This window comes from Wolbachia endosymbiont of Drosophila seguyi (genome assembly GCF_028981765.1).
Taxonomy (GTDB): domain Bacteria; phylum Pseudomonadota; class Alphaproteobacteria; order Rickettsiales; family Anaplasmataceae; genus Wolbachia; species Wolbachia pipientis.
The window spans coordinates 1-17888 of the sequence record NZ_JAPQLM010000145.1 but is presented as its reverse complement, the minus strand read 5'-3'; the positions used below and the strand labels follow the sequence as shown (position 1 = coordinate 17888).

Sequence of the window (17888 nt, the reverse complement as noted above, 5' to 3'; positions counted from 1 at the left end):
TAGTGGAAGCATTTGGAAAGCCGCATGTAAATGTGGGAACAATAGGACATGTGGATCATGGGAAGACGACGTTAACAGCGGCGATAACGAAGCATTATGGAAATTTTGTAGCGTACGATCAGATAGACAAAGCGCCAGAAGAAAGGAAGAGGGGGATAACGATAGCAACAGCGCATGTTGAGTATCAGACAGAGAAAAGGCATTATGGACACGTTGATTGTCCTGGACACGCTGACTATGTAAAGAACATGATAGTAGGTGCAGCACAGATGGATGCGGCGATATTGGTAGTGTCGGGGGTTGATGGGCCAATGCCACAAACGAGAGAGCATATATTGCTGGCGAAGCAGGTAGGTGTTGGATATATCGTAGTGTATATAAATAAAGCTGATGTTGCTGATGCTGATATGATAGATTTAGTAGAAATGGAAGTGAGGGAATTACTGAGTAAATACGGATTTCCAGGGGATGAAGTGCCTGTGGTGGTTGGTTCAGCGCTCAAGGCGCTGGAGGATGACAGCAGCGAATATGGAAAGAAATCAATAGATAAATTGATGGAAAAGTTAGATGAATATGTAGCGGTTCCACCAAGGCCTGTGGATTTACCATTTTTATTGCCAATCGAAGATGTATTTTCGATATCGGGGCGAGGAACAGTGGTAACAGGAAGAATAGAGAAGGGAGAGATAAAGACGGGAGAAGAGATAGAGATAATAGGTCTGAAAGCGACGCAAAAGACGATATGCACAGGTGTTGAGATGTTTAAGAAGTTGCTGGATAAGGGAAGTGCAGGACTCAATGTAGGAATATTGTTAAGAGGAACAAAAAGAGAAGAAGTGGAGAGAGGGCAAGTATTAGCGAAACCGGGGACGATAACACCGCATAGAAAGTTTAAGGCGGAGGTTTATATATTAAAGAAAGAGGAAGGAGGAAGGCATACACCATTTTTTGCGAATTACCAGCCACAGTTTTATTTAAGGACAACGGATGTAACTGGGAGCATAAAATTGCTAGATGGGAAGGAGATGGTAATGCCAGGAGATAATGTGAGTGTAGAAGTAGAATTGCAAGTACCGATAGCAATGGATGAGGGATTGCGTTTTGCGATAAGAGAAGGCGGTAGAACTGTTGGTTCTGGTGTTGTTTCTGAAATTTTGGAGTGAGAGTTTGAGTTATAGGAGTGTAGCTCAATTGGTAGAGCGCTGGTCTCCAAAACCAGAGGTTGTAGGTTCAACTCCTATCGCTCCTGCATTAATGTTGTGGTGGAAATGTTAAAAAGTTTGTGTGGTTTTTTCTGTGATATAAAGCAAGAAATACGAAGAATTGCTTGGGTAAAGAAACAGGAGGTGTTGTCATCTCTATTTGTTGTAATGATTGTTATATTATGCTTTTCGATTTTCTTCTTTTTTGTGGATTTTATGTCTCTTTACGTAATTAAGGCTTTATTTGGAATTATTTATGGAATGTGAATATAAATGGTATATCATTAAAGTTGATTATGGATATGAGCAAAACATACGCGAATTGGTAAGTAATGCTGTTTATTTTAAGGAAGTGTTTATTCCTTATCAAACGGTATGTAATTCAAAGTCTGATATAAAAGAATTATGTGAAGTGTATGTATATATGCATCTGTGTGATGAAAGCAAAAATATTTTGAATCAAACGCCTGGATTCTGCAGTGGCGAATCTGGTGATTTTGAGATGATTTCAGATGATGAGATAAGTTTAAAGTGTAAAGAATTTAATAGATATAAATGGTATATCTTGAGAGTTGCTTCCAATTGTGAAGAGAAAGTGCGCCAACATATATTGGAAAATTCTATGAGATTAGGTGTTAATGATTACTTTAAGGAAGTTTTTATTCCATATGAAGAGCTAAGTGAAGTAGAGTTGAAATCTAAGAAAATTGCTACACGAAGGAAATGCTTTCCTGGTTATGTCTTTTTATACGTGAATTTATGCGATGAAGTATTGAATTTTATCAATAATATACCAAAATCTCTTAAGGTTTATGGATTTTTGAAAAACGGTAATATTCCAAAGGTGATTTTGGATGATGAGATTCACTCAATGTGTAATGCACTTTATAATGCTCAAGAGACAAAGAAGTTAGGTTATGGTTATGAAAAAGGTGAAAAAGTGAAAATTAATGATGGTCTTTTTCAAAATTTTACTGGTAAGGTAAATATGGTAAACGATGAGAAAAAAATTATTAATGTGGAAGTATCGATTTTAGGTAAGCCGACAATAATAGAGCTTGATCTGGCTCAAGTAGAGAAAATAGAGGATTAATTATGAGTGTTATAGTTGCTAAGATTAACTTACTTATGGAAGCTGGGAAAGCAGTTCCAGGACCGAAAATTGCTTCAGTACTTGGTCCACGTGGTATACCTGTTCCTAAGTTTTGTGAAGCTTTTAATAAAGTTACTAGTGCTGCTAACGCTAATTATAAAGTAGGCGATTTAGTAACAGTGCGAATTTCCATAAAGGATGATCGCTCTCATGATTTTACTGTCAGCGGTCCGCCTGTGGCTTATTTACTTAAGCAGGAGGCTAAATTAAGTAAAAGTTCTGGTAATCCTGGTAAAGAATTAGTGGCTAAATTACCTATGTCTGCTATAATTAAAGTAGCAAAGTGCAAGATGGTTGATATGAAAGTGGATAATGAAGATTCAGCAGTGAAAATGGTTGTAGGCACTGCAAAATCTATGGGTATAGAAGTTGTGGAAGGTTAGGTAAATGAATACATGTAATGATAATCCTAAGCAGTGTTTGAAGAAGATTGTTGAGTCTGCTTCAGCAAAATTTAATGAATCAGTTGATATTGCGGTCAATTTAGGCGTAGATTCACGTAAATCTGAAGAGCAGGTGCGTGGTACAGTAGTTTTGCCTAAAGGTATCGGGAAGAATATTAAAGTAGCTGTTTTCGCTCAAGATAAACATTTATTAGAAGCTGAAAAAGCTGGTGCTGATATTGCAGGAGGAGAGGATTTAGTTGAAGAAATAAAAAAAGGTAGAAAGTTAGATGTTGATTGGTGCATTACTACTCCTGATTTTATGGCAAAAATCACTCCTATTGCAAAAGTATTGGGTGTTAAAGGGCTGATGCCTAACCCTAAATTTGGTACTGTGACTTCTAACATTGCAGAAGCTATTAAAACCATTAAGTCTGGTCAGGTAAAATTTAGAACAGATAAAAATGGTGTTATTCATGGTAAATTAGGAAATATTAAATTTGATATTGATGACTTGCTAGAAAATTTAAAAGCCTTTCTTAAAGTAATTAAAGATAATAAACCTATTTCTGCGAAAGGAATTTACTTTAAGGGTGTTTTTTTAAATTCAACTATGGGTAAAGCTTATAAGATAGGCAAAGTGGAAGATATAATTTAAGGGAGTGATACCGTGAAGCGTAAAGATAAGGATGAATTTATACAGAGCACAATAAACGTATTTGTAAATAATGATTTCTTGATATTAGTAAATTTTAAATCTATAAATGCTAATGATTCATTAACTCTGAGGAATAGTCTGAAGTCTATAGCAGGTGGGGTATTAGTAGTTAAAAACACTCTAGCGCGCTTGGCTTTGGAAAGGACTGGTAAATTCTCTTATTTATCAGGCAAATTTTCCGGTCCTGTTGCTATTATATACTCTAGTGGCATAGTAGAAGCTGCAAAATTAATAGTTGATTTTACTAATGCTAATAAAGAAAAAATGTCTGTGATTTGCGCAGCTCATTTAAATGAATTGTTAACAGTGGAAGATGTTAATAAACTGGCTAAGTTGCCTTCTCTGGATGAATTGCGTGTTAAAATTATGCGTTTAATATCTTATGATATTCCTGCTCGGTTAGCGTTGTCTATTAATTCATCTTCTATGAGGCTTATGAGAGTTTTGGATTATTATAGTTCTAAAAAATAAATTTGTTGTTAAGTAAGGTGGTAATTATGAGTAATGTAACAAGTGATTTGGTTGATAAAATATTATCTTTAAACCTATTAGAGGCTTCTGAACTTGTAAAAGTTTTAGAAGAGAAAATAGGGTTGCCTGCTGGTTCTTTTCTTGGTGGAGCTGTTGGTGCTGGGGCGCCTATTGGTGATAATGCTGCTGCTCCTGCTGCTCAAGAAAAAGCTGAGTATAAAGTTGTGATTAAAGAAATTGATGCGAGTAAAAAAATAGGAGTTATTAAAGCTGTGAGAGAGGTTAATTCTACATTGGGTTTAAAAGAAGCAAAAGAGTTGGTTGAATCTTTACCTAAAGATTTGACTGCTAATGTTCCTAAAGACGAAGCAGAAAGAATCAAGCAAAAACTTATTGAAGCAGGAGCAACTAAAGTGGAGCTTGAATAATATTTAATGTATTAATTTTATATTGATATAGCTCTTTTAATTAGTTTGGGGTATTTTAATGGTTGATTCTTCTTATATGTACGCTTCTGGTGCTTTTGTTCCTAGAGTTTCTTATTCTAGGTCGATTGATTTAAAAGATTCTTTATTGGATTTGGTTAAGGTTCAAAAAGAATCATATGATTCTTTTACTCCTAAGAATAAGGGTAATGAAAGACTTGAAGTTATCTTTCATACAATCTTTCCAATAAATGATCCTTTGCGTAGGGCTACTATTGAGTTTATAAGTTGTAGGGTAGATGATCCTAAGTATGATGAATCTGAGTGTATAAAGCGTGGTGTAACTTTTTCTGCTCAGGTTATTGCTTCTATACGTCTTGTTGTTATGCAGGATGGTATTTCTCTTGATGAATATAAATCGATTAAAGAGAGTGGAGATCATTCTAAACTTGCAACCGTTGTAAAATCTATAGAAGAGCAGAAAGTCCACTTTTGTGGGTTGCCTATGATGACTGATAAGGGCACTTTCATCATTAATGGTGTGGAAAAAGTTATCGTCTTACAAATGCATAGGTCTCCTGGTGTATTTTTTGATAGCGATAAGGGAAAAACTTACAATTCTGGTAAATTGATCTATTCTGCTAGAATTATTCCTTATAGGGGTTCTTGGCTTGATATTGAATTTGATGTTAAAGACCATTTGTATTTTCGTGTTGATAGAAAAAGAAAATTGCCAATTTCAGTTTTATTAAAGGCGTTGGGTCTATCAAATAATGATATACTCGATAGATTTTATGAGAAAATAAAGTATGTAAAACATAAAGATGGTTGGAAAGTGCCTTTTGTTCCTGATAAATTTAAAGGAGTGAGGCTGCCTTTCGACTTAATGGATATTGAAGGTAATGTGCTGCTTAAAGCTAACGTTCGTATTACCTCAAGACTAGCTAAAAAGCTATATGATAATGAATTGAAAGAGTATCTGGTTCCGTTTAATTCTATATGTGGTTTATTCCTCGCAGAAGATTTAATGGATAGTGCTAGCTCTACGAAAATTTTATCTGCTGGTGAATCTATAAAGCTGGAAGACATAAAGAAGCTTGAGTTATTATCTGTAGATGAAATATCAGTGTTGAACATAGATAATTTGTTTGTTGGACCTTATATATTAAATACGCTTTTCTTAGATGAAAACATGTCTTATCAGGATGCACTATATGAAATATATAGAGTTTTGCGTCCTGGTGAAGTTCCTGTTTTAGAGATAGTAGAAGAGTTTTTCCGTAATCTTTTCTTCAGTCCGGAATATTATGATTTGTCTAACATTGGTAGGTTGAAGCTTAACTCTTACCTTGGATTAAATTATGATGAGGATTTAACTGTTTTAACGCATGAAGATATTATTGAAATTGTGAAAAAAATAGTATTGTTACGTGACGGTCAAGGATCTGTAGATGATATTGATCATTTAGGAAACAGAAGAGTAAGATCAGTTGGAGAGTTTATAGAAAATCAATTTAGAACTGGGTTGTTGAAATTGGAACGCGCAATAGTTGATTCTATGTCCACTTCTAGTTTAGATAAAGTTTCTCCATCTGATTTTATTAATCCAAAAGTGTTAACTAATGTCTTAAGAGATTTCTTCAATTCTTCTCAATTATCTCAATTTATGGATCAGACTAATCCGTTATCTGAAATAACACATAAAAGAAGGTTATCCGCGTTAGGTCCTGGCGGTTTAACAAGAGAACGGGCAGGATTTGAGGTGCGTGATGTTCATCCAACTCATTATGGAAGAATTTGCCCTATTGAGACTCCTGAAGGGCAAAATATAGGGTTAATCAACAGCTTAGCTATATACGCGCGTATTAATAAATATGGTTTCATTGAAAGCCCTTATAGAAAAGTAGTCAATAGGGTTGTTACTGATCAAATTGAGTATCTTTCTGCTATAGACGAAGGCTCACATCATATAGCTGACACTAGCGTAAAGCTTGATGAAAATAATTGCTTTGTTGATGACATGCTATACTGTAGATATGCTGGTAGCTTCGTCATGGTAAGTAGCGACCAAGTTAGTTACATTGACGTATCTCCTAAGCAGGTAATATCAGTTGCAGCTTCCTTGATTCCATTTTTAGAAAATGATGATGCTAATAGAGCATTAATGGGCTCAAATATGCAACGTCAGGCCGTACCTTTATTGAAGCCTACCGCTCCTCTGGTTGCTACTGGTATGGAATCTTTTGTAGCTTCTGGCTCTGGTGCTGTAGTTTTAGCAAAACGCGATGGCATAGTTGATAGTTCTGATAGTAACTCTATAGTTATACGTGCTTTTGATAAAGGAAGGGTTAACTACTTGGACGTAGATATTTATCATCTAAGGAAATTTCAGCGTTCTAACCATAATACTTGTATTAATCAAAGACCGCTAGTGTGCGTAGGTGATTATGTTAAAAAGGGTGATGTAATAGCTGATGGTCCTGCAATTAACAGTGGTGAGTTGGCGCTTGGTAAAAATTTGCTAGTCGCTTTTATGTCTTGGCAAGGTTATAATTTTGAAGACTCTATTATTATTTCTAGTGAAGTTGTTAAAAAAGATCTCTTTACTTCTATTCATATAGAAGAATTTGACTGTGTTGTACATGATACCCCTTTAGGATCAGAAAAAATAACTCGTGCTATACCTGGTGTTAATGAAGAAAATCTATATCACTTGGATGATAGTGGTATAGTGAAAATTGGTACAAGAGTTGGTCCAGGCTATATTCTGGTAGGTAAAGTTACACCTAAACCTTCTCTTTCATTGCCTCCTGAAACGAAGTTATTAATGACAATTTTTGGTGAAAAGTCATTCGATTGTGCGGATTCCTCTTTATATACATCTCCAGATGTTGAAGGGACAGTAATTGATGTACAAGTCTTTACACGCAGGGGGGTTGAAGAAAATGAAAGGGCATTACTCATCAAACAAAAAGAGATAAATGACTTTGAGGAAGAGCGAGATTATATAATCAATGTTACTAGTGAATATTTCTATGATGAACTGAAGAAACTTCTTATTAATTCTGGTTCTCAAGATCGAGAAAAATTTGACTCTATTGGACGTGAGCAATGGTGGGGTATAGGATTAAAAAACCAATCCATTTCTGAGCAAGTTAAGAGCTTAAAAAAAGATTTTGATGAAAAAGTATCACATGCAATAGCACAGTTTAAGCGAAAAGTAGAAAAATTACATGAAGGTTATGACCTGCCTCAAGGTGTGTCGATGTCAGTAAAAGTTTTCATTGCTGTGAAACATAGTCTGCAACCAGGGGATAAAATGGCTGGTAGACATGGAAATAAAGGTGTGATTTCTCGAGTTGTGCCAGTGGAAGATATGCCTTATTTGGAAGATGGTACTCCTGTTGATATTATTCTTAACCCTCTTGGTGTTCCTTCACGAATGAATGTAGGGCAAATACTGGAAACGCATGTAGGTTGGGCTTGTAGAAAATTAGGGGAAAAGGTAAGTAATATTCTCGATGAGATCAATAAGATCAAAAGTGCTTTTTGCAAGGGAATTAGGTCCCTTAACGATGATAATTTTACACAATTTGCAGTAGCATACCTTGATAATAAAAAAATTGAAAATATTGATGATGATGAAATAACGGCTTCTGTTTTAAATACACCTAATAAGAATGCACTAAATGACGAGTTGAATGAGTTAGTAGAGAACTATTTGAACTCTTGTAAAAGTTCATACAGCAATTTACGTAACTTCCTGATTGAGGTTTATAGCTATGGCAGTAACGTATCTATCTGTAATGATATTCGTAATATTAGTGATAATAATCTCATTGAATTTGCACGCAAATTACGTGATGGCGTTCCTGTTGCTGCACCTGTATTTGAGGGTCCAAAAGATGAACAAATAGCAAAATTATTTGAACTTGCTGGTTTAGATAACTCTGGACAAGCTGTATTATATGACGGTTGCAGTGGTGAAAAATTCGACCGCAAGGTTACAGTTGGTTACATGTACATGCTTAAGTTGCACCACTTGGTTGATGGTAAAATTCATGCGCGTTCAGTAGGGCCTTATAGTTTGGTTACTCAACAACCTCTTGGAGGAAAATCTCATTTTGGTGGTCAGCGTTTTGGTGAAATGGAATGTTGGGCATTACAAGCCTATGGTGCTGCTTATACTTTGCAGGAAATGTTAACTGTGAAGTCTGATGATATTAATGGTAGAGTTAAGATTTATGAATCGATAATAAAAGGTGACAGTAATTTTGAATGTGGAATTCCTGAATCCTTTAATGTGATGATAAAAGAACTACGTTCTTTATGTTTAAATGTAGATTTAAAGCAAAATGATGTAGTGATTGAAGATATATCTCACACTAACATTGCACAACCTTTTAATGAGGTTAGCATATCGATTGCTAGCCCTGAAAGTATTAAGCGTATATCTTGTGGTGAGATAGAAGATGTTTCAACTGCAAATTATCGTACGTTCAAAGTTGAGAAAGGTGGATTATTTTGCCCTAAGGTTTTTGGCCCTGTCAATGACGATGAATGTTTATGTGGAAAATACAAAAAAAGAAGACACAGAGGGCGCATATGCGAAAAATGCGGAGTAGAAGTTACATCTTCTAAAGTAAGAAGAGAAAGGATGGGTCATATAGAGCTTGCATCTCCTGTTGCTCATATATGGTTTTTGAAATCGCTTCCTTCAAGAATTGGAGCATTATTGGATATGTCTCTCAGAGATATTGAGAATATTTTATATAGCGATAATTATATCGTAATAGATCCTCTTGTTTCGCCTTTTGAAAAAGGTGAGATTATTAGTGAAAAAGCTTATAATGAAGCTAAAGATAGCTATGGGATCGATAGTTTTGTAGCTATGCAAGGTGTTGAAGCTATAAGAGAGTTGCTAACGCGCCTTGATTTACATGAAATTAGGAAGGATTTAAGACTAGAATTAGAATCTGTTGCTTCTGAGATAAGAAGAAAGAAAATTATAAAGAGATTGCGTATTGTTGAAAACTTCATTAAATCTGGAAATAGGCCTGAGTGGATGATACTTACAACTATACCTATTTTACCACCTGATTTGCGTCCTTTGGTATCGCTTGAGAGTGGTCGTCCTGCAGTTTCTGATCTGAATCATCATTATAGGACTATTATTAATAGAAATAACAGGTTGAGAAAATTGTTGAGCTTAAATCCTCCTGAGATTATGATTCGTAATGAAAAAAGGATGTTACAAGAAGCAGTTGATTCTCTTTTTGATAATAGTCGTCGTAATACTTTGGTAAATAAAGCTGGTGCTGTTGGATATAAAAAGTCCATTAGTGATATGTTAAAAGGAAAACAGGGTCGTTTTCGCCAGAACCTCTTAGGAAAAAGGGTAGACTACTCTGGACGTTCTGTAATAGTTGTTGGTCCAACTTTGAAACTAAATCAGTGTGGATTACCAAAAAGAATGGCTCTTGAACTATTCAAACCTTTTGTTTACTCAAAGCTTAAGATGTATGGTATGGCTCCAACTATTAAGTTTGCTAGTAAGTTGATAAGAGCAGAAAAACCAGAAGTTTGGGATATGCTTGAAGAGGTAATAAAAGAGCATCCTGTTTTGTTGAATAGAGCGCCTACGCTACATAGACTTGGTATTCAGGCTTTTGAGCCAATCCTTATTGAAGGCAAAGCAATACAGCTTCATCCGCTTGTCTGTACGGCGTTTAATGCTGATTTTGATGGTGATCAAATGGCAGTGCATGTGCCAATTTCATTGGAAGCTCAGCTTGAAGCTAGGGTGTTGATGATGTCCACTAATAACGTTTTAAGTCCTTCTAATGGCAGACCGATTATAGTTCCTAGTAAAGATATAGTACTTGGTATATATTATCTGACTTTACAAGAACCTAAGGAAGATAATTTACCATCTTTTGGTGCTTTTTGTGAAGTTGAGCATTCCTTGAGTGATGGTACTTTACATATTCATTCTAGTATAAAGTATAGGATGGAGTATATTAATAGCAGCGGTGAAACTCACTATAAAACTGTTTGTACAACTCCTGGCCGTTTAATATTATGGCAAATTTTTCCTAAGCATGAGAATCTAGGCTTCGATCTAATAAATCAGATATTAACAGTCAAGGAAATAACTGGTATAGTTGATTTGGTATATCGTAACTGTGGTCAAAGTGCTACAGTGGCATTTTCTGATAAATTAATGGTACTTGGCTTTGAGTATGCCACATTTTCTGGTGTCTCTTTTGGTCGTTGTGATATGGTTATACCTGAAACTAAAGCTACACATGTTGATCACGCGAGGGGTGAAATTAAGAAATTCTCTATGCAATATCAAGATGGGCTAATAACTAGAAGTGAGAGGTATAACAAGGTTATAGATGAATGGTCTAAGTGTACGGATATGATAGCTAATGATATGTTAAAAGCAATATCTATATATGATGGAAATAGTAAGTACAACTCAGTGTATATGATGGTTAACTCTGGTGCAAGGGGTTCTACTTCACAGATGAAACAGCTGGCAGGAATGCGAGGGCTCATGACCAAACCTTCTGGTGAGATTATAGAAACACCTATAATTTCTAATTTCCGTGAAGGATTGAACGTATTTGAATACTTTAATTCTACTCACGGTGCGCGTAAAGGTTTAGCTGACACTGCACTTAAAACTGCAAACTCTGGATACTTAACTCGTCGTTTAGTTGATGTATCTCAAAATTGCATAGTTACAAAGCATGACTGTAAAACAAAAAATGGTCTTGTTGTGAGAGCTACAGTTGAAGGAAGTACTATAGTTGCATCTCTAGAGAGTGTTGTGCTGGGTAGAACAGCTGCAAATGATATATATAACCCAGTGACAAAAGAATTATTAGTAAAAGCAGGGGAATTAATTGATGAGGATAAAGTAAAGCAAATCAGCATTGCAGGTCTTGATGTTGTAAAAATTAGATCGCCTTTAACTTGTGAAATAAGTCCTGGTGTATGTTCTTTATGTTATGGAAGAGACCTTGCAACTGGTAAAATTGTTTCAATAGGTGAAGCAGTTGGTGTTATAGCTGCTCAATCTGTTGGAGAGCCAGGTACTCAGTTAACGATGCGTACTTTTCATATAGGTGGAGTAATGACTAGAGGCGTTGAATCCTCGAACATTATAGCTTCTATTAATGCTAAAATAAAGTTAAACAATAGTAATATAATTATAGATAGAAACGGAAATAAAATTGTGATAAGCCGTTCCTGTGAAGTCGTGTTGATTGATAGCCTTGGTAGTGAGAAGTTGAAGCACAGTGTACCTTACGGCGCTAAGCTTTATGTAGATGAGAGTGGGTCAGTAAAAATTGGCGATAAAGTTGCGGAATGGGATCCTTATACATTGCCTATTATCACGGAGAAGACTGGTACAGTGTCTTATCAGGACTTAAAAGATGGAATTTCGATCACTGAAGTGATGGATGAATCTACAGGAATATCAAGCAAAGTAGTAAAAGACTGGAAATTGCATTCTGGTGGAGCTAATTTACGTCCTCGTATTGTGCTGCTTGACGATAATGGTAAAGTAATGACACTCGCAAGTGGCGTTGAAGCATGTTATTTTATACCAATCGGTGCAGTGCTCAATGTACAAGATGGCCAGAAGGTTCATGCAGGTGATGTTATTACAAGAACACCAAGAGAGTCAGTTAAAACTCGTGATATTACTGGTGGTTTACCGAGGGTTATAGAGTTATTTGAAGCACGTCGTCCTAAAGAGCATGCTATTGTTAGTGAGATAGATGGCTATGTAGCGTTTTCTGAAAAAGACCGTAGAGGAAAACGCAGTATATTAATTAAACCTGTAGATGAACAAATTTCTCCAGTTGAATATTTGGTATCAAGAAGTAAGCATGTAATAGTCAATGAAGGTGATTTTGTACGTAAAGGTGATCTATTGATGGATGGTGACCCTGATCTCCATGATATTTTACGTGTGCTTGGGTTAGAAGCTTTAGCGCACTATATGATTTCTGAAATACAGCAAGTTTATAGATTGCAGGGTGTTCGTATAGACAATAAGCATTTAGAGGTGATCTTAAAACAAATGCTACAAAAAGTGGAAATTACTGATCCTGGTGATACTATGTACTTGGTTGGCGAAAGCATTGACAAGCTGGAAGTTGATAGGGAAAATGATGCTATGAGTAACTCTGGCAAACGGCCTACTCATTATCTTCCTATTCTGCAGGGGATTACTAGGGCAAGTCTTGAAACTAGCTCCTTTATTTCTGCTGCCTCTTTCCAAGAGACAACAAAAGTACTTACAGAAGCAGCATTCTGCGGGAAGAGTGATCCTTTAAGTGGATTAAAAGAAAATGTTATAGTAGGAAGATTAATTCCTGCTGGTACAGGTTTGATTATGAATAAGATCAGAGCACTTTCACTTTGTGATAATGTGGATAAATATGAAAAATATTTTGATATTGAAACTTATGACGAGGAATGGTTGATGGATAATGGTTGTCATTTACACTCTGGTGAGGAAGAGAGCGTAGTGGCATACGATCAGTCGAATTGAGTACAGCTAGTGTGTCTCTTGACCAAAAAAGCCAATAATATTTTCTTTCACTTCTGTGCTATCTGTCATGTTATTTACTCTCACACGAAATTCAGATGAGCCTTGAAGCCCGCTACTGTACCAACCTATGTGTTTGCGGGCCATCTTTATTCCTGTGTCATTTCCATAGTACTCAAGAATATTGTCGTAATGCTCGAGTATGATGCTTAATCTCTCTGAAGCTGTTGGCTCAGAAGTTTCACTTCCACTGAGAAAGTTCATTGCTTGATTAATCAGCCAAGGTTTACCGTAGGCACCACGACCTATCATCACTCCGTCTGCTCCAGATTCTTTGAGAGCATTCTGAATATCATTTAAATTTTTAATATCGCCATTTACTATAACTGGAATTTTCACTTGCTCTTTAACATTTCTAACGAATTTCCAATCTGCTTGACCATTATAAAGCTGCGCTCTTGTTCTTCCATGCACAGTGATCATTTTTGCTCCTAAGTCTTCGGCAATTTTCGCAAGTCTCGGGGCATTGCGATTTTCATCGTTCCATCCAGTGCGCATTTTCACCGTAACTGGCATATTCACTGCTTTGACCACAGCTTCAATTATCTCAGCGGCTTTTTTCTCATCACGCATTAGCGCTGATCCTGCATAACCGTTTACAACTTTTTTAACAGGGCAACCAAAGTTTATGTCTATAATTTTTGCTCCCATGTCCTCGTTTAATTTTGCAGCCTCCGCCATAACATCTGGCTCACACCCAGCAAGCTGCACAGCAGTTAATGCATCGACTTTTGCTTTTTGCAAACTCTGGCGAGTTTGCATAATCATAGCTCTGCTTGCGATCATCTCTGAAACTAACAAACTTGCACCAAGTTTCTTCACAATACTTCTAAACGGATAATCAGTCACTCCAGACATTGGAGCTAAAATAACTGGAGAATCAATTGTCAAATTTCCTATTTGGGGGGGCATAAGGTCAATGGTAATTTTTCATTGATTACATAATGCAACACAAACTTGCATTCTCCCTTGAAATAGAAGACTGAGATGTTTTCGTCCTTGGCGGACGCTTACGATTTCTTAGATCTTCCTTACATTTCTCATCTTCCATAAGCGCTCTTGTAAATTCTTCTCTTTTCTCATTCAAATCAAATTTATATTCTGATAACTTTTTGTCAATTTCGTCAAATGATTTGTCTTCGTTAAGCATTTGTGTAATTTTATGAGCATTTTCTAACGCAAATATTCCACAGTTATACCCGTCACTTTGCTGCTTAGTTGGGGAAATTCTTATGTCTAATACCCATTCCTCTTTTTGCAGTTCTCTTTTAACAATATTTAGCACATTATCTGGCAATTGATTACCAAATGAGTCACAGTAATAAGCTCTAAATTTTTTATCACCTGCATCAGGTTTAATAACCAAAGTTACCCAATGATTGTTGTTAATATGAAGAACCGAAGTAAATATCAATTTAGAATTTTGTTTTAATTCACCTCTATAATTCTGAAGAAATTCTTTTGTGAGTTCGTCCCAACCATTAGAATAGCTAGGAGCAAGAAAATAGACATTATTATTACTATGTTCACTTTGTGAGTACCCATACACAACTCTTGCAATATGTGTAATGTCATCATCACATAACCAGTAAGCATAATTTCCTCTGTTTGTCTGATGCACAAGAGTGTCCAAATTTTCATGAAACTCTTTACCACCCAAACCACTATCTTTTGAAGCAATAGAACTTCTGCGACTACTGTTCTCTGAAACAGTTGACCCATCTTCATTATCTGGTCCAGGAAAAATACCACTATCCTCATCTGGAGTTTTTTGCTCACCTTGACTTGCTCTTTTTCCATTAATATAACCCTTCGCTAAGTAAAATAAAGGTTCAACAACCATTTTGTATGCTACTGTAAGAATTGTTCCCATTAAAACCCAAACTACGGGGTTAGAGATGAGCATAGCAAGTGGAAAGGTCAATAGAGGGGATCCTATTACCGCCCCTAAACAGCCAGCAGCGAATGTGGCTGCTAGGCATACACAAGTAGCGTAGATAACGAATTCCTCACCAGCAAAGTAAGTGCTCTCTTTCTGATTATTTTTTGTAATGCCCAACATACTACACCCTATGAACGCTAAGTTAATTAAATTTAAACAAATTCTAACAAAAAAATCAACCATAATAATTTTAGTAGTATGAGAATATATTGAATATTAAGAGCTTTTGGAGTACAGTAACAATGTTAGTAATAGCACAATATATGCACGATATAGAATATATACGCAAAAACCCTGAAGGATTTGAAAAGGCAATGAAAAGCAGGGGAATTAGAGAATCTACTGCGGAAGAGATATTAGAAATCGATCACGAGAAAAGATCATTAACCACTAAACTGCAGGATTTGAATAGGCAGCGCAATGAAATCACAGAGGAAATAAAAAAGCTTAAAATGAGCAAGAGCCCCTGTGAAGAGCAAATAGAGTTGTCAAAAAGCATCACAAATGAGATAGAGGCAATCAGCTTAAAAGAACAAGCAGAAAAGGATAAGTTAGTGAATGTTTTATCTAACTTGCCGAATATTCCTGCGCAAGATGTGCCAATAGGCGCAGATGAGAACTCTAATTTAGAGGTGAGAAGATATGGAGGAAAAAGACAGTTTGATTTTGTACCAGAATCTCATTATGAACTCGGAGAAAAATTAGGTTTAATGGACTTCGAACAAGCGGCGAGAATTTCCGGATCAAGATTTACGATATTAAAAGGACAGTTAGCTAAGCTTGGACGAGCGCTAATAAATTGTATGCTTGAAATGCATGTTAATGAATTTGGCTATACTGAGGTGTACCACCCGGCTTTGGTGAAAAACGAAGCTATGTATAATGTTGGTCAGCTACCGAAATTTTCTGACGATTCGTATTTAACTACCGACGAATTGAGGTTGATTCCCACAAGTGAAGTGTTTTTAACAAATTTAGTTGCTGACAAAATAATGGAAGAAAAAGAACTGCCTATTCGCTTTACTGCATATTCGGAGTGCTTTCGTAAAGAAGCAGGTAGTGCAGGTCGCGATACCAGGGGCATGATAAGGCAACACCAATTTGGTAAAGTGGAGTTGGTAAGCATCACAACTGAAGACCAATCAAATGATGAGCTTGAGCGTATGACGAGTGTTGCTGAAGAGATATTAAAAAAATTAGAATTGCCATACAGAGTAATGCTGCTTTGCAGTGGCGATATGGGTTTTGCTGCACAAAGGACTTATGACATAGAGGTATGGTTACCTGGGCAAAATAAATATAGAGAAATATCAAGCTGCTCAAATTGTGGTGCATTTCAAGCAAGAAGGATGAACGCTAAATACTCTTCAGAAACTGATAAAAAGATGAAAAAATATATTCACACTTTAAACGGCTCAGCTTTAGCTATAGGAAGAACGATTATTGCCATAATGGAGAATTATCAAAATTCTGACGGGTCGATTGCAATACCAAACGTGTTGCAAAAATACATGAGTAATGATACTGTTATAAGCAAATAATAATTTTGACATATAGAAAAGCGAGGAAATAAAGATGAAGGTTCTGGTTATAGGTTCTGGTGGGCGTGAGCACGCTCTACTTTGGGCTCTAAAAAAATCTCCTATCTTGACTGAGTTATATGTAACTCCTGGTCGCCAAGCTATGAAAGATCTTGGGGCTCTTGTGGATGTAAATATTCAAAATTCAGTGGATGTTACACAATTTTGCAAGAGAGAAAATATAGAGTTGGTTGTTATTGGTCCAGAACAACCAATAATTGATGGGCTTGCTGATGATTTAGTTGCAGAGGGAATAAATGTTTTTGCTCCAAGTCAAGCAACTGCAAAACTTGAGGGATCGAAGTCTTTCACCAAGGGACTATGTAAGCGATATGGTATACCAACTGCCAAGTACGAGTGTTTTGTTGATGAAGGGTTAGCTAAAGATTTTGTACGTAGCAATAAAATAAAGTTTCCACTTGTAGTGAAAGCAAATGGAATTGCAGCAGGAAAAGGGGTGGTTATATGTAATACAGAAAGCGAAGCTTTTTCAGCAATAAATTCAATGCTAGTGGAGAAAAAATTTGGTGAATCAGGTGAAGAAATAATCATAGAAGAGTTTTTAGTTGGAGAAGAAGTAAGTTTTTTTGCTCTTATTGATGGGTTGAAAGTAGTAACTCTTGGGTGTGCAAAAGATTATAAGAGAGTTGATGAAAGTAATGAAAGCCAAAATACTGGAGGTATGGGGTCGTACTCATCACCTTCAATTATAAGTAAGGACATGGAGCAAAAAATTATCCAAAAAATAATATACCCTACAGCTCAAGCATTGGTTAACATGGGTACGTCTTATAAAGGAGTACTCTTTGCTGGTTTAATAATTTGCAAAGATAGCCCAAAACTTCTCGAGTATAACGTTAGATTCGGTGATCCAGAAACGCAATCTATATTACCTAGATTTGATTCAAATTGCGATTTGTTAAAATTGATGTTGTCAGTTGCAGAAGGAAAGTTAAATGTCAAAATGGTGGAACTTAACAACAAATCTACAGTTTGTGTAGTTGTTGCAAGTAAAGGCTATCCGGGTGATTATCAAAAGGGAGAAGTAATTAAAGGATTAGATAAGATTGAAAGCATTCCTGGTGTGTTGGTGTTTCATGCTGGTACTAAATTCGATGAAAGTGGTAACTTAGTTTCCGATGGCGGAAGAGTGCTAAATATAGTAGCAGAAGGGAGCACTATAGAGGAAGCCAAAAGTAAGGTGTACTCAGCATTAAATTTTTTAGAATGGCCAGGGGGCTTCTTCAGATACGATATCGGTAGTTAATGTTAGCTGTCGGTTAGCAGGTGGTTCACAGAAACGAAAAACTTCCTTGACAAACTCCGCCAGCCCCCTTATCATGAAACTGAAGCTATTGTATTTGCTTTCGCCAATCTGCAGA

Annotated in this window: 12 protein-coding genes and 1 tRNA gene; 11 read left to right on the top strand and 2 right to left on the bottom strand. The window is 36.2% G+C overall.

Annotation, left to right across the window (positions count from 1 at the left end; translation table 11 throughout):
- Positions 1-2 precede the first annotated feature (2 nt).
- From tuf to OZD62_RS03605, 9 genes are all read left to right on the top strand, one after another.
- A complete protein-coding gene (gene tuf, locus OZD62_RS03645; protein WP_275019454.1) occupies positions 3-1163 on the top strand; it encodes an elongation factor Tu in 1161 nt (386 codons plus the stop codon).
- 13 nt (positions 1164-1176) lie between these two features.
- A tRNA-Trp gene (locus OZD62_RS03640) sits at positions 1177-1249 on the top strand.
- A 19-nt stretch (positions 1250-1268) separates the two neighbouring features.
- A complete protein-coding gene (gene secE, locus OZD62_RS03635; RefSeq protein ID WP_275019453.1) occupies positions 1269-1469 on the top strand; it encodes a preprotein translocase subunit SecE in 201 nt (66 codons plus the stop codon).
- Entirely contained in the window at positions 1459-2295 is an 837-nt protein-coding gene (gene nusG / locus OZD62_RS03630; protein ID WP_070356705.1) for a transcription termination/antitermination protein NusG, read from the top strand. The genes secE and nusG overlap by 11 nt, the downstream gene beginning before the upstream one ends.
- Positions 2296-2297: 2 nt before the next feature.
- Positions 2298-2738, top strand: a complete 441-nt coding sequence (locus OZD62_RS03625; RefSeq protein ID WP_006279541.1) for a 50S ribosomal protein L11 — start codon at positions 2298-2300, stop codon at positions 2736-2738.
- A gap of 4 nt (positions 2739-2742) precedes the next feature.
- Complete coding sequence (rplA, locus tag OZD62_RS03620) at positions 2743-3396, top strand: 50S ribosomal protein L1 (protein WP_275019452.1); 654 nt, start codon at positions 2743-2745, stop codon at positions 3394-3396.
- 12 nt (positions 3397-3408) lie between these two features.
- The gene (gene rplJ, locus OZD62_RS03615; RefSeq protein ID WP_006279539.1) at positions 3409-3927 is read left to right on the top strand and encodes a 50S ribosomal protein L10; all 519 of its coding nucleotides are present in this window, start codon (positions 3409-3411) and stop codon (positions 3925-3927) included.
- Positions 3928-3953: 26 nt separating this feature from the next.
- Positions 3954-4355 carry a 50S ribosomal protein L7/L12 gene (gene rplL / locus OZD62_RS03610; protein ID WP_275019451.1) on the top strand — a complete coding sequence of 134 codons (402 nt, stop codon included), beginning with the start codon at positions 3954-3956 and terminating at the stop codon, positions 4353-4355.
- Between the two features lie 58 nt (positions 4356-4413).
- The gene (locus OZD62_RS03605) at positions 4414-12927 is read left to right on the top strand and encodes a DNA-directed RNA polymerase subunit beta/beta' (RefSeq protein ID WP_275019450.1); all 8514 of its coding nucleotides are present in this window, start codon (positions 4414-4416) and stop codon (positions 12925-12927) included.
- Between the two features lie 6 nt (positions 12928-12933).
- Here the strand turns inward: OZD62_RS03605 and dusB are convergent, their stop codons facing one another.
- Positions 12934-13896 carry a tRNA dihydrouridine synthase DusB gene (dusB, locus tag OZD62_RS03600; RefSeq protein ID WP_275019449.1) on the bottom strand — a complete coding sequence of 321 codons (963 nt, stop codon included), beginning with the start codon at positions 13894-13896 and terminating at the stop codon, positions 12934-12936.
- A gap of 25 nt (positions 13897-13921) precedes the next feature.
- The gene (locus OZD62_RS03595) at positions 13922-15046 is read right to left on the bottom strand and encodes a Ulp1 family isopeptidase (protein ID WP_182282775.1); all 1125 of its coding nucleotides are present in this window, start codon (positions 15044-15046) and stop codon (positions 13922-13924) included.
- Positions 15047-15189: 143 nt separating this feature from the next.
- On the opposite strand from OZD62_RS03595, the gene serS reads away from it, so the two are divergent.
- Positions 15190-16467, top strand: coding sequence for a serine--tRNA ligase (serS, locus tag OZD62_RS03590; RefSeq protein ID WP_038198549.1), 1278 nt, complete (start codon positions 15190-15192; stop codon positions 16465-16467).
- Positions 16468-16501: 34 nt separating this feature from the next.
- Positions 16502-17773: a phosphoribosylamine--glycine ligase gene (gene purD / locus OZD62_RS03585; protein WP_275019448.1), complete on the top strand. Its 1272-nt coding sequence runs from the start codon at positions 16502-16504 to the stop codon at positions 17771-17773.
- Positions 17774-17888: the final 115 nt, after the last annotated feature.